Annotated in this window: 17 protein-coding genes; 7 read left to right on the plus strand and 10 right to left on the minus strand. The window is 65.8% G+C overall.

The window, feature by feature from the left end; genetic code table 11:
- Positions 1-97: 97 nt before the first annotated feature.
- The 3 genes from dapA to BM115_RS08580 all read left to right on the plus strand — a co-directional run bounded on the left by dapA (position 98) and on the right by BM115_RS08580 (position 3176).
- Positions 98-982: a 4-hydroxy-tetrahydrodipicolinate synthase gene (gene dapA / locus BM115_RS08570; RefSeq protein ID WP_092292655.1), complete on the plus strand. Its 885-nt coding sequence runs from the start codon at positions 98-100 to the stop codon at positions 980-982.
- Between the two features lie 63 nt (positions 983-1045).
- Positions 1046-2314, plus strand: a complete 1269-nt coding sequence (gene bamC, locus BM115_RS08575) for an outer membrane protein assembly factor BamC (protein ID WP_092292657.1) — start codon at positions 1046-1048, stop codon at positions 2312-2314.
- A gap of 70 nt (positions 2315-2384) precedes the next feature.
- The gene (locus BM115_RS08580) at positions 2385-3176 is read left to right on the plus strand and encodes an MBL fold metallo-hydrolase (RefSeq protein WP_092292659.1); all 792 of its coding nucleotides are present in this window, start codon (positions 2385-2387) and stop codon (positions 3174-3176) included.
- A 131-nt stretch (positions 3177-3307) separates the two neighbouring features.
- Here the strand turns inward: BM115_RS08580 and BM115_RS27450 are convergent, their stop codons facing one another.
- Both BM115_RS27450 and BM115_RS08590 read right to left on the minus strand, forming a co-directional pair.
- The gene (locus tag BM115_RS27450; protein WP_092292661.1) at positions 3308-3550 is read right to left on the minus strand and encodes a hypothetical protein; all 243 of its coding nucleotides are present in this window, start codon (positions 3548-3550) and stop codon (positions 3308-3310) included.
- Between the two features lie 198 nt (positions 3551-3748).
- Entirely contained in the window at positions 3749-4957 is a 1209-nt protein-coding gene (locus BM115_RS08590) for a ribosomal protein uL16 3-hydroxylase (RefSeq protein ID WP_177219877.1), read from the minus strand.
- A gap of 11 nt (positions 4958-4968) precedes the next feature.
- Here BM115_RS08590 and BM115_RS08595 point away from each other — a divergent pair, with 11 nt between their 5' ends.
- Complete coding sequence (locus BM115_RS08595) at positions 4969-5499, plus strand: FKBP-type peptidyl-prolyl cis-trans isomerase (protein ID WP_092292663.1); 531 nt, start codon at positions 4969-4971, stop codon at positions 5497-5499.
- A 155-nt stretch (positions 5500-5654) separates the two neighbouring features.
- Here BM115_RS08595 and BM115_RS08600 read toward each other — a convergent pair whose 3' ends face one another.
- The 4 genes from BM115_RS08600 to BM115_RS08615 form a co-directional block, all read right to left on the minus strand.
- Positions 5655-6701, minus strand: coding sequence for a hypothetical protein (locus BM115_RS08600; RefSeq protein ID WP_369823388.1), 1047 nt, complete (start codon positions 6699-6701; stop codon positions 5655-5657).
- Positions 6698-9313 carry a DNA mismatch repair protein MutS gene (mutS, locus tag BM115_RS08605; RefSeq protein ID WP_092293299.1) on the minus strand — a complete coding sequence of 872 codons (2616 nt, stop codon included), beginning with the start codon at positions 9311-9313 and terminating at the stop codon, positions 6698-6700. The genes BM115_RS08600 and mutS overlap by 4 nt, the downstream gene beginning before the upstream one ends.
- 352 nt (positions 9314-9665) lie before the next feature.
- Positions 9666-9962 carry a BrnA antitoxin family protein gene (locus BM115_RS08610; protein ID WP_092292667.1) on the minus strand — a complete coding sequence of 99 codons (297 nt, stop codon included), beginning with the start codon at positions 9960-9962 and terminating at the stop codon, positions 9666-9668.
- A complete protein-coding gene (locus tag BM115_RS08615) occupies positions 9931-10266 on the minus strand; it encodes a BrnT family toxin (protein ID WP_092292669.1) in 336 nt (111 codons plus the stop codon). Before BM115_RS08615 ends, BM115_RS08610 begins: the two co-directional genes overlap by 32 nt.
- 247 nt (positions 10267-10513) lie before the next feature.
- Between BM115_RS08615 and BM115_RS08620 the strand changes: the two genes are divergently transcribed.
- A complete protein-coding gene (locus tag BM115_RS08620) occupies positions 10514-10984 on the plus strand; it encodes a pilin (RefSeq protein WP_092292671.1) in 471 nt (156 codons plus the stop codon).
- A gap of 57 nt (positions 10985-11041) precedes the next feature.
- Here the strand turns inward: BM115_RS08620 and BM115_RS08625 are convergent, their stop codons facing one another.
- Positions 11042-11866, minus strand: coding sequence for an inositol monophosphatase family protein (locus BM115_RS08625; protein ID WP_092292673.1), 825 nt, complete (start codon positions 11864-11866; stop codon positions 11042-11044).
- A 215-nt stretch (positions 11867-12081) separates the two neighbouring features.
- Here BM115_RS08625 and BM115_RS08630 point away from each other — a divergent pair, with 215 nt between their 5' ends.
- Together BM115_RS08630 and cysE are read left to right on the plus strand one after the other, a co-directional pair.
- Positions 12082-13005 carry an RNA methyltransferase gene (locus BM115_RS08630; RefSeq protein ID WP_092292675.1) on the plus strand — a complete coding sequence of 308 codons (924 nt, stop codon included), beginning with the start codon at positions 12082-12084 and terminating at the stop codon, positions 13003-13005.
- Positions 13006-13255: 250 nt separating this feature from the next.
- A complete protein-coding gene (gene cysE, locus BM115_RS08635) occupies positions 13256-13999 on the plus strand; it encodes a serine O-acetyltransferase (RefSeq protein ID WP_092292677.1) in 744 nt (247 codons plus the stop codon).
- 43 nt (positions 14000-14042) lie between these two features.
- On the opposite strand, the gene BM115_RS08640 is transcribed toward cysE, so the two are convergent.
- From BM115_RS08640 to BM115_RS08650, 3 genes are all read right to left on the minus strand, one after another.
- Positions 14043-14846 (minus strand): UDP-2,3-diacylglucosamine diphosphatase, encoded by an 804-nt coding sequence (locus BM115_RS08640; protein WP_092292679.1) that lies wholly within the window; start codon positions 14844-14846, stop codon positions 14043-14045.
- 70 nt (positions 14847-14916) lie between these two features.
- On the minus strand, positions 14917-15417 hold the full coding sequence (locus tag BM115_RS08645; RefSeq protein ID WP_092292681.1) for a peptidylprolyl isomerase: 501 nt from the start codon (positions 15415-15417) through the stop codon (positions 14917-14919).
- A 39-nt stretch (positions 15418-15456) separates the two neighbouring features.
- Positions 15457-16059: a peptidylprolyl isomerase gene (locus tag BM115_RS08650; RefSeq protein WP_092292683.1), complete on the minus strand. Its 603-nt coding sequence runs from the start codon at positions 16057-16059 to the stop codon at positions 15457-15459.
- Between the last annotated feature and the right edge of the window lie 34 nt (positions 16060-16093).

Below are 16093 nucleotides of genomic sequence, written 5' to 3' on the forward strand. Positions count from 1 at the left end.
GAAAATCCTGATGTTTCCCCTCACCCCGGGGGAGTCCGGAGCGGCTGACGGTTCCGGTACAATCCCGGATATTCGATTTCCCGAGTTTCCTTAAGCTATGACACAGATTACCGGCAGCATCGTGGCCATCGTCACCCCGATGCATGAGGATGGCAGCCTGGATTACCCCGCGCTGCGCACCCTCATCGACTGGCATGCGGCAGAAGGCACCGATGGCATCGTGATTGTGGGCACCACGGGCGAGTCTCCGACCGTCAACGTGGAAGAGCATTGCGAACTGATCCGCGTGGCCGTGGAGCAGTCCAACAAGCGCGTCCCGATCATCGCCGGTACGGGCGGCAATTCCACCAAGGAAGCCATCGAGCTGACCGCCTTCGCCAAGAAGGTCGGTGCCGATGCGTCGCTCCAGGTGGTGCCGTACTACAACAAGCCGACGCAGGAAGGCATCTACCGCCATTTCCGCACGATCGCGGAAGCGGTGGAGCTGCCGGTGCTGCTGTATAACGTGCCGGGCCGTACCGTGGCCGATATGACCAACGACACCATCCTGCGCCTGGCGCAGGTGCCGGGCATCGTCGGCGTGAAGGAGGCCACGGGCAACATCGACCGGGCCGCGCAGCTGATCAAGGATGCGCCGGAACACTTCGCGATCTACAGCGGCGACGACCCCACCGCGGTGGCGCTGATCCTGCTGGGCGGCCACGGCAATATCTCCGTGACGGCCAACGTGGCGCCGCGCAAGATGCACGAGATGTGCGTGGCGGCGCGTAACGGCGATGTGGTGACCGCACGCCGGCTGCATATGGAAATGATCGAGCTGAACCGCGCGATGTTCGTCGAGGCCAACCCGATTCCCGTCAAGTGGGCGCTGCAACAGATGGGCAAGATGGCCGGCGGCATCCGCCTGCCGCTGACCCCGCTGGCCGAAGCGCAGCACGAGACCGTGCGCCGCGCGCTGGCCAACGCCGGCCTGCTCGCCTGACCTTAACCTTACCGGCTGAACCTTGGCGTATCGCCGCCTTCTTGAAACCAGGATTACGTGTCAATGAAACAGAAGCTTAACCGTCGCGGCGCGACGCAAGTCCGCCGTGCCGCCATGGTCGCGCCCGTGCTGGCCCTGACCCTGATCGCCGGCTGCAGCAGCATCAATGAGGCCATGCAGCCGGACAAGATCGACTACAAGTCCCAGGGCAAGAAGACGGCATCGCTGGACATTCCGCCGGACCTGACCAAGCTCGACGGCGAGCGCCGCTACACGGTGCCCGATGCCTCTGGCACGTCCACGCTCTCGAACTACACCCAGGCCAACGCCGGGCGTGCCCGCGAGGCCAGCCCGACCGACAACGTGCTGCCGGGCGCCCAGGGCGTGCGCATGGAACGCGACGGCAACCAGCGCTGGCTCGTGATCAGCAACGGCATGCGTGCCGACCAGCTCTGGCAGACCCTGCGCGGCTTCTGGCAGGAGAGCGGCTTCCTGTTGGTGCAGGACTCGCCCGAGACCGGCATCATGGAAACGGACTGGGCTGAGAACCGCGCCAAGATCCCGCAGGACATCATCCGCAACACCATTGGCAAGGTGTTCGACGGCCTGTACTCGACGTCCGAGCGCGACAAGTTCCGCACGCGCGTGGAGCGGTCGCAGAACGGCCAGCTCGAGGTGTTCATCAGCCATCGCGGTGCGCAGGAACAGCTGACCGGTGTGGACAAGACCAGCACGGTCTGGACGCCGCGCCCGGCCGATCCTGAGCTGGAAGCCGAATTCCTGTCCCGCCTGGCCCAGCGCCTGGGCGTGCAGAAGGAGCAGGCCGACCGCATGGCCAAGAACCCGACGCCGGCCGGCATCGGCACGAATGACGCGGCCGCCAATGCCGCCACGCCAGCGGTGGGCACCGCCGCCGCCACTGGCATCGGCGCCGCTGCAGCCACCGGCGCACCGTCGGCCGACGGCAGCAAGTCGTTTATGTCGCAAGTCAATGGCACGCCGGCGCTGCAATTGCCGGAGCCGTTCGATCGCGCCTGGCGCTCGGTCGGCCTTTCGCTGGATCGCGTGAACTTCACGGTGGAAGATCGTGACCGTGCCCAGGGCCTGTACTACGTGCGCTATGTGGATCCGCGTACCAGCGTGGACGATCGCGGCTTCTTCTCGAAGCTGTTCACGAAGGCGAACGACGGCAAGACGGCCAAGAAGTACCGCGTGGCGCTCAAGGGCAACGGCACGGGCACCACGGTCACCGTGCTGAACGAGGCCGGGCAGCCGGAGAACACCGAAATCGGCAAGAAGATCCTGTCGCTGCTGGACGAGCAACTGCACTGATGGGTCTTTGTCGCAGTCAGACGGTCCCGACGGCTCCTGCCGTCGGGAACCATCCCGAGCGAGCGCATCGATGATGCGCTTTGCTTTTTTGGGCAGTGGCAGCGAAGGCAACTCGCTGCTGATCGAGGCCGTCGATGGCACCACGGTGACCCGTGTGCTGCTCGACTGCGGGTTCGGCATCCGTGAGACCGCGCGCCGGCTCGAGCGGCTCGGCGTCACGCCGGGCCAGCTCGACGCGGTACTGGTCACGCATGAGCATGGCGACCACGTGGGTTCGGCCTACGCGTTCGCCGCGCGCCACAAGCTTCCGGTTCATACCAGTCACGGCACCTGGCTCGCCACCGCGCACATGCGCGGCGCCGATGTGGCCGATGTGCGCGTGTGCTGCGCCGACCACGCGTTCTCGGTGGGCGGCTTGCAGATTCTGCCGTACACGGTTCCGCACGATGCCCGCGAGCCGCTTCAGTTCGTGCTGACCGATGGCAACGCGCGGCTTGGCGTGCTAACCGATGCCGGCATGGAGACCCCCTACGTCACAGCGCGGCTCGCTGGCGTGGATGCGCTGGTTCTGGAGTGCAACCATGACCGCGAGATGCTGCGGAATTCGGCTTATCCGTATTCGTTGAAACGGCGTATCGGCGGGGATTTCGGGCACCTGGCCAATGAAGTGGCGGCGGCGATCCTGTCGCGGGTGGCGCATGGCGGGCTGTCACGCGTGGTGGCCGCTCATTTGAGTCAACAGAACAACACGCGCGCGCTGGCCTCGGGGGCACTTGCGGCCGTGCTTGGGGTGGCGCCGGAGGAGATCCTGATTGCAGATCAGGAGGAGGGGCTGGGATGGCAACCGGTCCGCGGCATGTGATTCAAGATTATCTGAGGCCGGAACGGTGCTGAAGCCGAGATGATGCGCCGGACTACCGGGCGCGCCGCGAGTAAATCGCGGGCAATAAAAAAGCCGACCCGAAGGTCGGCTTTTTTATCGGAGTAATCCGATTACTGCTTGGCAGCCGGGGCCGAAGCGTCAGCGGCCGGAGCCGATGCGTCAGCAGCCGGGGCAGCGGCCGGAGCCGATGCGTCAGCAGCCGGAGCAGCGGCCGGAGCCGATGCGTCAGCGGCGGGAGCCGTGGCAGCCGGAGCAGCCGTGTCAGCGGCCGGAGCGGCAGCTTCTTCCTTCTTGCCGCAAGCGGCCAGGGCAACAGCTGCCAGCAGGGATGCGATCAGGAGAGACTTCTTCATTTTTCGTCCTTTAACTTTTAATTACTGAAAACAGGCGATGAATAATTACCGGTAATTATCGCTCTTGAACTGCAAATTTGAGGCTCTCCCGGGTGCCGACAATGCAGTGGTACACAGTACTAGCCAGCGGGCGATTATATCCGCGTTTCCCCTGCTTGTGTACAGTCGAAATTTGCTGGTTCTCTTTGTTACGCATTATTACACGCGTACAGGCGCAATCTGCAACCAGCCTTCCAGCGTCCAGTCGTGGAAGGTATCCATCAAGTCGGGCAGCGCGGCGCACGCAGTGACCTCCGCAGCGGTCAGATGACGGTGGTCCGCCAGCCGACGCAGCCATTTCGCCAGCGATGCTGGCGGTTCGTAGGCCTCGCCGTTGAGGAAGAAATGCGTACGGTCATAGAGCGCAATGGAACCAGGAGCAAGGACTACGCCATGCGCCTGGGCCAGCTTCGTGTACTTGCGCAGCGGAATCTCCTCGACCTCGGCGAACATCACCGATTGCTTCGGTTCGGAGAGGTGCGAGCCGAGGAATTCGGACACCATCGCGCCGTTCCATTTCATCGCCTGGAGCCGCTCGGCCACTGCGCGGCCCAGCCCGGCCGGCATCTGCGCGGGATGCGCCGTCGCGGTCTCGTCGGCGTCGGCGTAGCGGCCGTCGAGGCCCTCGTTGCCTTCCACCGTTTCCGATAGCCACGCGAGGAAATGGCCGGCCAGCTCCCGGTAGGCAGGGGCGCGGAAGCCGATAGAAGCGGTCATGCACTCGCCCTCGGCCACCCCGTCGTGCGCGTACTGCGGCGGCAGGTACAGCATGTCGCCGGGTTCCAGCACCCATTCCTCCTCGGCCGTGAAGTCCGACAGGATCTTCAGCGGCATGTCGGGAATCAGGTCGAGCTTGGTTTGTGACGAAATGCGCCAGCGGCGTCGGCCCGATACTTGCAACAGGAAGACATCATAGGAATCGAAGTGCGGACCCACGCCGCCGCCGTCCGTGGCGTAGCTGATCATCACATCGTCGAGCCGCGCGTCGGGCACGAAGCGGAACTGGCTCATCAGGTCGGCCGCGGCCTGGTCGTGCAGGTTGACGCCCTGCACCAGCAGCGTCCACTTGGTGGCCTTGCGCGAAGGGAGGTTGTCCTCGGCAAACGGGCCGTGCTCGAGCTTCCAACGGTTGCGAAAGTACGACACCAGGCGCGACTCCACGTCCTCGCGGTCGGCCAGGTCAAAAAGCGCTTCACGCGACACAGGCGGCACGATTCCGGGCACTGCCTGTCGAATCAGCAAAGGTTTGCGGTGCCAGATCTCGCGCATGAACACGGCGGGTGTCATGCCCCCAAGCAGCGTGAGCGGCGCGTCGGGATCGATGGGGCCCGCAGGCAAGGCCTGCGCGTATAATGCGGAATCGCTCATGGAGTCAAGAATTGAAAATCGCTAAGAACACGGTGGTGTCCGTGGTGTACAAGCTGTCGGACACGCAGGGCAATCTGATCGAAGAGTCGGATGAGCCCATGGTCTATTTGCACGGCGGGTATGATGGCACGTTCCCGAAGATCGAGGAAGCGCTGGACGGCCACGACGCCGGCTTTGAGACCCAGCTGCAGCTGGAACCCGATGAGGCCTTCGGCGACTACGATGCCGACCTCGTGAAGGTGGAGCCGCGCAATCGCTTTCCGGAGCCGCTGGAAGTCGGCATGCAGTTCGAGGGCGTGCCCGAGGACGGCGACGACGAAGACTCCATCATCTACACGATCACTGACGTGGCCGAAGACAAGGTGGTGCTGGACGGCAACCATCCGCTCGCCGGCATGGCGCTGCGTTTCTGGCTGAAAGTGTCGGAAGTGCGCGAGGCGACCAGCGATGAAGTCGAGCACGGCCACGCCCACGGTGCCTCGGGCATCGAAGTGGTGGATGAGGACGAGGACGGCGACGACAGCCCTCGCACGCTCCACTGATCTTCCCAAACAATTGAGCGATGCGTGAGCCCGTCCGCAAGGCGGGCCGCAGTGCTGCGATGGGGTCGTCGCAGGACAAAGAAAAAGCCGGCAATTGCCGGCTTTTTCTTTGGGTTTTCGGGCTCGCAGTTCCTTTAATTCCCCGCCGTTTCCGGCTAGTTGCCCTTCACCCCGTCGCGCAGCTTCACCTGGAACACCGCCCGCGAGCCCGGCGACACCGTCAACTCGGTCCAGCGGGAGGGCGATCCCACCGGCAGGGCCACGCGCGTGACATTGGCTATGGACTTGCCCGCCGCGTCCCGCAGCGGCTTGTCCACGCTGAAACCGCTGTCGCTCGCATGGACGAGTAGGACCTGGCCCTTGTACTTGCCGGCCAGTTCGCGCAACTGGCGCTTGAACTCCAGATAGCCATCACGCGCGCCGCGTCGCAGGAAGCCATCGAACAGGGTCGGCTTGCCACGCTTCTCCCAGCCATTGCCGAACATTGGATCGGCATGGCCGACCACCACCACGCCGTCGAGGTCACGCTGCTCGGCCACCGAGAACGCGCGGGAGAGCCACTGCCGATTGGCCTCGCGCCGGTCCTCGAACTCGCCGTTGCGGCCGCCCTCGGTACGATAGTGGTTGTTGTCGCCCGGCAGGTTCATGCCGACGATCAGCACGTTGCCCAGTACCATGCGGGCGTTTTCCCGGTAGCTGCGGAACGTGGCCTGGTCCGACTGGCGCGTAACCGGCAGCGTACGGCGCCCCAGCGTGGCGTCCACCGGGAAGTACAGTTCGCGCAGCCGGTTCAACCGTTCCACCGCGTCGAACTCGCCGTTCACCGGCTTCTGGCATTCGGCCCAGTCGTTCTCGCCCGGCACATAGAGCAGCGGTAGTGGCGCGTCGTCGAGCACGCGCTGGCGCACGTTCAGCACGGCATCGCCACACGACTCGGTATCGCCCTTGATGCCGCCGGCATGGACGATCAGCGCCACCTGCTGGGTCGACATCAGATCGAATAGTGCGGCCGTGTCGGCCTCGGCCGCCGGCCATTGCGGCACATCGGCGATCAGCGCAATGCGCACGGGCTGCACCGCTGCCGGCGGGGGTGGCGCGACGCGCCCGGTCCGGGCCGCGTGGGCGAGCCCGGGCCCGGCACATGCCGTCCAGCAAACCGCGGCCACCGCCATGTGCCGCCAGACCCGCCGATGTGCCGTCATACGGAGGGCTTGCTCTCCGCCAGCGCCTTGAGCCGGTACAGCGCATCGAGCGCGTCGCGCGGCGTCAGGCTGTCGGGGTCGATGTCAGCCAGCGCGTCGAGCGCCTCCAGGGCGGCCGCATCGACCGGCAACGCTGCGGCCCCGCCTTCCCCGTCCGCCTCCTCATCTTCGTCCGGCGGCGCAGCGGGCGCGGCGAACAGGTCGAGTTGCGGCGTGGGGGTGGCATCGGCGGACTGCTGTTCCAGCCAGGCCAGATGCTTGCGCGCGGCGCGGATCACCGGCTGCGGCACGCCGGCCAGTTGGGCGACCTGCAGGCCATAGCTCTGGCTCGCCGGGCCGTCCTGCACGGCGTGCAGGAACACGATGCCGTCGCCATGTTCCACGGCGGACAGGTGCACGTTGGCCGCCTGCGCGAACTCCTGCGGCAGCTGCGTCAGCTCGAAATAGTGGGTGGCGAACAGCGTGTGGCTGCGGTTGTGCGAGAGCAGGTGGCGGGCGATGGCCCAGGCGAGCGCCAGCCCGTCGAACGTCGAGGTGCCCCGGCCGATCTCGTCCATCAGCACAAGGCTGGACGGCGTGGCGTGGTGCAGGATGCCCGCCGCCTCGGTCATTTCCACCATGAACGTGGAACGGCCGCCGGCAAGATCGTCTGCTGCGCCAATCCGCGTGAAGATGCGGTCGACCGGACCGATCACGGCGCGCCGCGCCGGTACCCAGGCGCCCACACATGCCAGCAGCACGATCAGCGCGGTCTGGCGCATGAACGTCGACTTACCGCCCATGTTCGGGCCGGTGATCAGCAGCAGCTTGCGCGCCTCGGTCAACTGGCAGTCGTTGGGGATGAACTCGGTCGAATCGGCGGCTAGCTGGCCCTCGACCACCGGGTGGCGGCCTTGCACGATGTCGATCACGTTCTCGCTCACGCGCTCGGGCTGGACCCAGTCGAGCGTGCGGGCCCGTTCGGCCAGTGCTGCCAGCACATCGAGCCGCCCCAGCCCGCCCGCCACGCGTTGCAGGGCGGAGATATGCGGCAGCAGGGCCTGGAGCAGCGCTTCGTAGAGAACCTTCTCACGCGCCAGCGCGCGGTCCTGTGCGGACAGCGCCTTGTCCTCGAAGGACTTCAGCTCTGGCGTGATGTAGCGCTCGGCGTTCTTGAGCGTCTGGCGCCGGCGGTAGTCGTCGGGCACCTTGTCCGCCTGGCCGTTCGTCACCTCTATATAGAAGCCATGCACGCGGTTGTACTCCACGCGCAGGTTGGCGATGCCCGTACGGGAGCGCTCGCGTGCCTCGAGGTCGATCAGGAACTGGCCGCAGTTCTCGGAAATGTCTCGTAGTTCGTCCAGATCGGCATCGTAGCCGCGCGCAATCACGCCGCCGTCGCGCAGCACCGTGGACGGTTCCTCGGCGACGGCTCGCACCAGCAGGCCGAGGCAGTCTTCCGGGATTTCGAGGTCGTCGAGGGTCTGCGCCAGCAGCGGGGCGTCGTCGGCCAGCGTCACGGTGGCGCGCACGTCGGGCAGCGCGCGCAGGGTGTCGCGCAGCGACGACAGGTCGCGGGGCCGCGCCGTCAGCAGGGCGAGCCGGGACGTGATGCGCTCGACGTCAGCCAGCCGGCGCAGGTTGGTGCGCAGGGCGTCCGGGTCCTGGGCGATCAGCGCGCCGATGGCCTGCTGGCGCGCACGCGGCAGCGCGGGGTCGCGCAGCGGGTGATGGAGCCAGTGGCGCAGCGCGCGGCTGCCCATCGCCGTGGCGCAGGTGTCGAGCAGCGAGAACAGCGTCGGCGATTCGCCGCCGCGCAGCGTTTCCGTCAGTTCCAGGTTGCGCCGCGTGGCCGAATCGAGGCCCACGAATTCCGATTCGCGTTCGACGGTCACGCCCTGTACATGCCGTAGCGACTGGCCCTGGGTGGCCGCCGCGTAATTCAGCAGCGCGCCGGCCGCGCCAAGCGCCGCGCCGAGGCCCGCGCAGCCGAACGGTTCCAGGCTTGCCACGCCAATCTGCTCGCGCAGCCGGCGCGTGCCGGCATCCTGGTCGAAATGCCACTCCGGCAGCCGGGTACGCGCGCAGGTCAGCGCCGGCAGGTCGATGCCATCGGCAAACAGCAGTTCGGCGGGGCGGATCCGTTCGAGTTCGCGGCCCAGTTGTGCCGCCTCGCACTCCATCAGCCGCAGTTCGCCGCTGGCGAGGTTCAGCCAGGCGAGGCCGGTCTTGCTGATGCCGCGCCGCGTGGTCTGCTGGTGCACGGCCATCAGGAACGTGTCGACCTTGTCCGGCAGCAGCGCGGCGTCGGTCAGCGTGCCCGGCGTGACGATGCGGACCACCTTGCGCTCCACCGGGCCCTTGCTCGTGGCCGGATCGCCGATCTGCTCGCAGATCGCCACCGATTCGCCCAGCTTGACGAGCTTGATCAGGTACTGGTCGACCGAATGGAACGGGATACCGGCCATGCGGATGGGCACGCCGCCGGACTGTCCGCGCGACGTCAACGTGATGTCCAGCAACCGCGCGGCTTTCTCCGCGTCGTCATGGAACAGCTCGTAGAAGTCCCCCATCCGGTAGAACAGCAGCGTGTCCGGATGATCCGCCTTGATGCGGAGGTACTGGATCATCATCGGCGTGTGCTTCTCGGGCGCGCCGCGCTTCGCGGTGGACTTGGTGTCCGGCGCGGCGGTGGTGTCTCCAGGCGCCGCCTCGGCGGACGTGTCTGGCGTGGCAGGCACGTCAGGGGTGGGGCCGAGGGCGTCCCCGGCATCACGATCGGCGGAAAGGGCTTCTACGGACATGCATTCCTCTCGGGCGGCCACGGTGGGCCGCCGGTATATCGATTGCCGTCAGGCGGATTGCCTCCGCCACGGCACAAAGCGGCATTTTACTGCCTGCCCGTGCCCGCACCTTGAGGCAAATTCTGAAAATGCGTGAGAAATGTTCTCAGCGCTGGCCTTCTTGTCGGAAATCACGCCGCGCTCAGCGCGGCAGCATCCGGTGCGTGTGTGCATAGGCACGCAGGATCTCGTTGATGCGCGTCTGCCAGCCGTCGCCGGTGGCCTTGAACGCCTCCACCACGTCGCGGTCCGCGCGCATGTTCAGCGTGACCTTGCGGGCCTCCGGCGGCAGGGCGGGGCGCCCGCGGCGCGGGGCCGGGCGCATTTGCTCGAGCTGCGCGTCGGTCAGCGGCGGGTTGTCGGGGTCGCTGAGTGCGCCGCGCGTGATCGCGGCGTCCTCGGCATCGTCAGGAATGTGGATCGTTTGCTTTGTCGACATAGTTCAAGACCTCTCGGCGGTTTGCCTTGCGCAGGCTGATCACCCGCATCACATTGCCGCGCATCGTGTAGACCATCACGTAGATCCGTTGACCAATCGGACCCACCGCAATCGTGCGGGCCTCGTTGTAGTCGTAGGGGGTGTCGATGACGACCTGCGCGGCGTCCAGATCGAGCATGACTGCCACCTCCAGCGACACGCCATGCTTGAAGCGGTTGACGAGATCCTTGGCGGCATCGAACTCGATGAAGACGGAATTAATGTATGGACAACAAAGAAGCGGGTCAAGATATTTTTTGCCCATGCATAAAATATGAGAGTTCTCTGGTGCAACCCATCGTAGGGGCCGGGCAGCCCAAGGTCTTTGGGAGGATTCTGAAAAAGTCGGCGCACCTGACGAGAATTGTCAGGCGGCGGATATGTCACGCGGCAAACTGTCACCCACGCCGGTTCGGCGGCGGAATTGCGCCAAATCCTGTCACTTTTGGGGGTTTTTGCGGCTGGCACGTAGTTTGGATAGGAGTAGGCGGTCAACCTGCCGGAATCGCCCGATGCCAAACATCACAACAGACAACCCCCGACTGCCCCAGCGGCTGCGCCGGGGATTTACGCTGATCGAAATGATGATCGTCGTGGCCGTCATCGGCATCCTTGCCGCGCTGGCGATTCCGGCCTATCAGCAATACATCATCAAGACGCAGATCTCACGCGGGTTCTGGGAGGCCGCGAACTACAAGACGGCCGTGGAGGAGCGCATTCACAACGGCGTGTTCGCGTTCCCGGACCCGGTGGGCACGCTTGGCTACGTGCGCTCGACGCTGACGGCGACGGCCGATACCTTCGCGTTCAATGCCGATGGCTCGGGCGCGATCGTCGTGCTGCTCGATGGCGAGGTGCATCCCCTGGTGCGCGGTGCACGGATCACGGTTGGCAGGCTCACGAACGGTGGATGGACCTGTGCCGTGCGCGGCGATGGCCTCACGTCGATGGTGTTGCCGAGCGGTTGCACGCTCGAGAGTTAACGAAAAACAGGCGCCCGGAGGCGCCTGTTGTAGCGTGCAGCGAGCCGCGTGGGTCGCTTAGATCGCGGCGGACGGCTTGGCGTTGTCCAACGAGAAGGGCGACAGCAGACGCACCATCTGCCCGAACGCCTTCGGGTTGCCGGCCAGCACTTCGCCCTGTTCCATTTGGCGCGATTCGCCCGCGTAGTTGCCCACCAGGCCACCAGCCTCGGTGATCAGCAGCATGCCGGCGGCCATGTCCCACGGCTTCAGGCCGCGTTCGAAGAAGCCGTCCAGGCGGCCGCAGGCCACGTAGGCCAGGTCCAGCGCGGCGGCGCCCGGGCGACGCAGGCCGGCGCAGCTACGCGTCATCAGCGCGAACATTTCGAGGTATTCGTCCACGCCTTCCAGGTCGCGGAACGGGAAGCCGGTGCCGATCAGGCAGTCGGCCAGCTTGTCACGGCGGGTCACGCGGATGCGGCGGTTGTTCAGGAACGCGCCGGCGCCCTTGCTGGCGGTGAACAGTTCATCGCGCGTGGGGTCGTAGACCACGGCCTGCACGGGCACGCCCTTGTGCAACTGGCCGATGGAGACCGCGTACTGCGGAAAACCGTGGATGAAGTTGGTGGTGCCGTCCAGCGGGTCGATGACCCACGTGTATTCGGCTTCCGGATCGCCGTCGACCCAGGACTGGCCGGACTCTTCCGCTAGAATGGCGTGCTCGGGATAGGCGGTGCGGATAATCTCGATGATCGCGGCTTCGGCGCTGCGATCGACCTCGGTCACGAAATCGTTGTGTTGCTTGCGCGAAACGCGCACGAGATCGACGTCCATGGACGCGCGGTTGATGATGGAACCCGCCTTGCGGGCCGCCTTGACGGCGATATTGAGCATCGGATGCATGAATCTCTCCAGGCGGCGGGGCAGGGGCGCGCACCGGCACGCCAGGCCTCGCGGCGGCGCGTGCGGGGGGCCCAATAACCGGCCGAACAACACAACGAATTGTAGAAGAACGAGGCACGCCGCCCGGACAACCGGCGCCGCACCCACAAATTTGAAGGCTGCATTGTATAGGAAGCCGGCCCACCGCACGAGCCCGGCTACCTGAACTCCACTGAATGAACAAAGACTCCGCTTCGGAAACCCAAAAGACCCTGCCAGACGGATCGACGCCTGTAAGTGATGCGTTGTCCATTTTTCACCGTGTGCGTGTGGTGCTCATCGAAACCAGCCACCCCGGCAATGTCGGATCGGTCGCGCGGGCGATGAAGACCATGGGCTTTGGCGCGGGGGCCGGCAGCCTTGTGCTGGTGAACCCGCGCGAGCCGGACGTGCTCCATCACCCCGATGCCGTGGCGATGGCCAGCGGCGCTGGCGATGTGCTTGTTGATGCACAAATCGTCCCGGATATCGAATCCGCGTTGGCTGGCGCGGCCTATACCGTGGCGATGACCGCCCGCCAACGCGAGTTCGGCCCGCCGCGCCTGCTGCCGCGCGATGCCGCAGCGCGCGGGTATGAAGTGCTGGCAGCAGCACCCGATGCCGTGATCGCCTTCGTGTTCGGCAACGAGCGCTACGGCCTGCCCAACGACGCGGTGGAGCGCTGCGCCGCCGTGACCCACATTCCGGCGAATCCGGCGTATGCCTCGCTGAACCTCGCCCAGGCGGTGCAGTTGATCACCTATGAGATGCGTCTGGCGCTGTTGGCCGCGCCCGAGGCGCGCCCGGACGCCTCGCGTGATATCGGCTATGCTGGGGAGCCCGCCACGGCCGAGCAGATCGAATCGATGTTCGGTCACCTCCAGGCGGGCCTGGCGGCCATCGGCTTTCTCGATCCGACCAACCCGCGCAAGCTGATGTCGCGTCTGCGGCGCCTGTTCGCGCGGGCCGGGCTGGAGCGCGAGGAGGTCAATATCCTGCGCGGCATTGCCAAGCGGATGATGATCGCGGCGGGCGACCCATCGGACAAGATCGAAACCTCCAAAACGTCCCAACCGTCCAAGACGTCCGATAAGCCCGGCGAGACTGACAAGGAACCGTAAGACTGTGACGACTATCGCGGCAGTGTTGATCCCTGCATCTCTGGCACCCACGCCGGCACGATGTTGAACCCGGGCCCCGCGCAAAGTCCCTGACGACGTCGGGGGCGGCGCCCATGGCCGGGCGGCAGGCTCACAAATCTCTTACACTCCCTGCTCGCGCGCCTGGACGTCCCCCGAGTCCTGTCCCTTGATACTAAAAAAAGCGCTCCGGCCAAACACGGCGCCGGCGACCGCTCACGACACGATAAAGATGTTCACTCGCCTGAAGGAAGATATCGACACGATCATGCTGCGCGATCCCGCCGCGCGCAGCCGTCTGGAAGTGCTGACCTGCTATCCCGGGCTGCACGCCGTGATATTTCACCGCGTGGCCAACGTGTGCTGGCGCGGTGGCCTGCACTGGCTGGGCCGATGGATTTCGCACTGGTCGCGCTTTCTCACCGGCATCGAGATCCATCCGGCGGTCAAGCTGGGCCGGCGCGTGTTCATCGATCACGGCATGGGCGTGGTGATTGGCGAGACCGCCGAGATCGGCGACGACTGCACGATTTACCAGGGCGTGACGCTGGGCGGCACCTCGCTATACAAGGGCCAGAAGCGGCATCCGACGCTGGGCGCGGGCGTGGTGGTCAGCGCCGGGGCCAAGGTGCTGGGCGGCTTCGTTGTGGGTGATGGCGCCCGCGTGGGCTCGAACGCCGTGGTGCTGAAGCCGGTGCCGCCGGGCGCCACGGCCGTGGGCATTCCCGCGCGCATCATCATGCCCGACGCGCCAGCGGCGCAGCAGGGCGCCAAGCAGGAGTTCTCGGCCTACGGCATCACGCCGAACGCGGACGACCCGGTCTCGCTGGCGCTCAAAAGCCTGATCGACAACGCCGCCAAGCAGCATGATCGCATCGAGGCCGTGCTGGCCGCGCTCGACCGTCTTGGCGAGCATCTCGAAAACACACCGAACGACCGCTTCGACGCGAGCGAACTGCGCAAGATGATGAAGTAGGCAACGGATCGCTGCCTCGGTCGACCTAGTCGACCTAGTCGACCTAGTCGAGTTGGGGCAGCACCGTGAAGCCATCCGCGCCAAGCCGCAGCACGGCCGCGCGCGGATGGCGGCCATCGAGATCCCAGTCGGTCAGCACCCAGCGCACGGTCTCGCCGTGGGCATGGCGCGCGGGCCGGTGGGTATGGCCGTGGACGAGCGTGGCGGCGCCATGGACGTCCAGCAGCGCGGCGACGGCGGCGGGCGTGGCATCGCCGTAGGTGGGTGGGGTGGCGGCCGGATTGGCCAGTTGCCGCGCGCGGCCTGCCTCGCTGTCCGCGCGCAGCCGTTGCGCCACGGCCATGCGTGCCGAGAGCGGCAACGCCAGGAACAGCCGCTGCACCCAGCGCTTGCGCGTCCAGTGGCGGAAGCGCATGTAGCGGACGTCATCGGTACAGAGCATGTCGCCGTGACTCAGGACCACGCGCTGGCCGGCACACTCAATCAGCGTGGGATCGGGCAGCAGCGTGGCGCCGGCAGCCGCCGCGAAGTGCGCGCCGATCAGGAAATCGCGGTTGCCGTGCATCAGGTACACCGACACGCCGGCATCGGCCAGGCGCCGTAGCGACGCAGCCACATCGGCGGCGAACGGCGAGGCCGTTTCTTCGTCGCCGACCCAGAATTCAAAGAAATCGCCAAGGATGAACAGCGCGCGCGCGTCTTGCGCGGCGCGGTCCAGCACGCGCCGGAACGCGGCCAGCGTGCGGGGCATGCCCGGCGTGAGATGGAGGTCGGAAATGAACCACGCCGGCGCCGGCACCTGCAAGGGCAGGGGCGCGGACGCCGGCGGGCGGGGCGTGGCGGTCATGCGCGTCGAGGGTTCGGGATCATGCCGCCAGCGGAGAGCATTAATTGCAACAGGATTGGTGCAAAGACACTTATTCGACCACAACGGCCTTTTCGATCACCACGTCATCCACCGGTACGTCCTGGTGGAAGCCCGAGCTGCCCGTGCGCACGGCCTTGATCTGGTCGACCACTTCGGTGCCTTCCACGATCTTGCCGAACACGGCGTAGCCGAAGCCTTGCGGCGTGGGCGAGCTGAAGTTCAGGAAGTCGTTGTCCACCACGTTGATGAAGAACTGGGCCGTGGCCGAATGCGGCGCGTTGGTGCGGGCCATCGCCACGGTGTACTTGTCGTTCTTCAGGCCGTTGCCGGCTTCGTTCTCGATTGCGGCGTCGGTGTCCTTCTGCTTCATGCCGGGTTCGAAACCGCCGCCCTGGATCATGAAGTTCTTGATCACGCGGTGGAAAACCGTGTTGTCGTAGTGGCCCTTGCGCACGTACGACAGGAAGTTTTCGACCGATTTCGGTGCCTTTTCGGCGTCGAGTTCGATGGTGATGACACCCTGGTTGGTGTGCAGTTGTACCTTGGACATGGCGTTACCTCTGTTCTATGGCGGTTGGTGTTCGGGGTGTTACTTGACGACAGTGGCCGATTCGATCACGACCGGCGCAGCCGGCACGTTGCGCATGGCGCCGTAGGCCGTGGTGGGCATCGACTTGATCTTGTCGATCGTGTCCATGCCTTCCACCACCTTGCCGAAGACGGCGTAGCCGTTGCCATCGGGCTGCGGGTAGTCGAGGTTCGGATTATCCACCACATTGACGAAGAACTGCGCGGTGGCCGAGTTCGGATTGGACGTGCGGGCCATGGCCACGGTGCCGGCCTTGTTCTTCAGGCCATTCTGCGCTTCGAGCGGAATCGGCGCGCGCGTTGGCTTCTCCTTCATGTCGCGGTCGAAGCCGCCGCCCTGGACCATGAAGCCATTGATCACGCGGTGGAAGATCGTGCCGCCGTAGAAGCCGCTTTTCACGTACTCCATGAAATTGGAGACGGTCTTGGGCGCGGCTTCCGGGTACACCTCGATGGTGAACTTGCCGGCGTTCGTGACGAACTGCACGCGCTCGGTCTTGGGCGCGGCGGCGGCCGGGCTGGCGCCCTGGGCCATCGCGGCCAGTGGAGACAGGGCGGCGGCGGCCATCAGGCCAGCCAGGACGATGCGGCGGGAAACGGTCATGTTCTGGACTCCGTGATGCGGGATTGGGGGCTGG

Source organism: Cupriavidus sp. OV096 (assembly GCF_900115455.1).
GTDB lineage: Bacteria > Pseudomonadota > Gammaproteobacteria > Burkholderiales > Burkholderiaceae > Cupriavidus.

Bases quoted from the DNA above. Each gene is read 5' to 3' on its own strand.
- bamC (WP_092292657.1), top strand. From the start codon at position 1,046: ATGAAACAGAAGCTTAACCGTCGCGGCGCGACGCAAGTCCGCCGTGCC.
- BM115_RS08610 (WP_092292667.1), bottom strand. From the start codon at position 9,962: ATGTCGACAAAGCAAACGATCCACATTCCTGACGATGCCGAGGACGCC.
- BM115_RS08615 (WP_092292669.1), bottom strand. From the start codon at position 10,266: ATGGGCAAAAAATATCTTGACCCGCTTCTTTGTTGTCCATACATTAAT.
- BM115_RS08580 (WP_092292659.1), top strand. From the start codon at position 2,385: ATGATGCGCTTTGCTTTTTTGGGCAGTGGCAGCGAAGGCAACTCGCTG.
- BM115_RS08620 (WP_092292671.1), top strand. From the start codon at position 10,514: ATGCCAAACATCACAACAGACAACCCCCGACTGCCCCAGCGGCTGCGC.
- cysE (WP_092292677.1), top strand. From the start codon at position 13,256: ATGTTCACTCGCCTGAAGGAAGATATCGACACGATCATGCTGCGCGAT.
- BM115_RS08630 (WP_092292675.1), top strand. From the start codon at position 12,082: ATGAACAAAGACTCCGCTTCGGAAACCCAAAAGACCCTGCCAGACGGA.
- BM115_RS08625 (WP_092292673.1), bottom strand. From the start codon at position 11,866: ATGCATCCGATGCTCAATATCGCCGTCAAGGCGGCCCGCAAGGCGGGT.
- BM115_RS08650 (WP_092292683.1), bottom strand. From the start codon at position 16,059: ATGACCGTTTCCCGCCGCATCGTCCTGGCTGGCCTGATGGCCGCCGCC.
- BM115_RS27450 (WP_092292661.1), bottom strand. From the start codon at position 3,550: ATGAAGAAGTCTCTCCTGATCGCATCCCTGCTGGCAGCTGTTGCCCTG.
- mutS (WP_092293299.1), bottom strand. From the start codon at position 9,313: ATGATGATCCAGTACCTCCGCATCAAGGCGGATCATCCGGACACGCTG.
- BM115_RS08600 (WP_369823388.1), bottom strand. From the start codon at position 6,701: ATGACGGCACATCGGCGGGTCTGGCGGCACATGGCGGTGGCCGCGGTT.
- dapA (WP_092292655.1), top strand. From the start codon at position 98: ATGACACAGATTACCGGCAGCATCGTGGCCATCGTCACCCCGATGCAT.
- BM115_RS08590 (WP_177219877.1), bottom strand. From the start codon at position 4,957: ATGAGCGATTCCGCATTATACGCGCAGGCCTTGCCTGCGGGCCCCATC.
- BM115_RS08645 (WP_092292681.1), bottom strand. From the start codon at position 15,417: ATGTCCAAGGTACAACTGCACACCAACCAGGGTGTCATCACCATCGAA.
- BM115_RS08640 (WP_092292679.1), bottom strand. From the start codon at position 14,846: ATGACCGCCACGCCCCGCCCGCCGGCGTCCGCGCCCCTGCCCTTGCAG.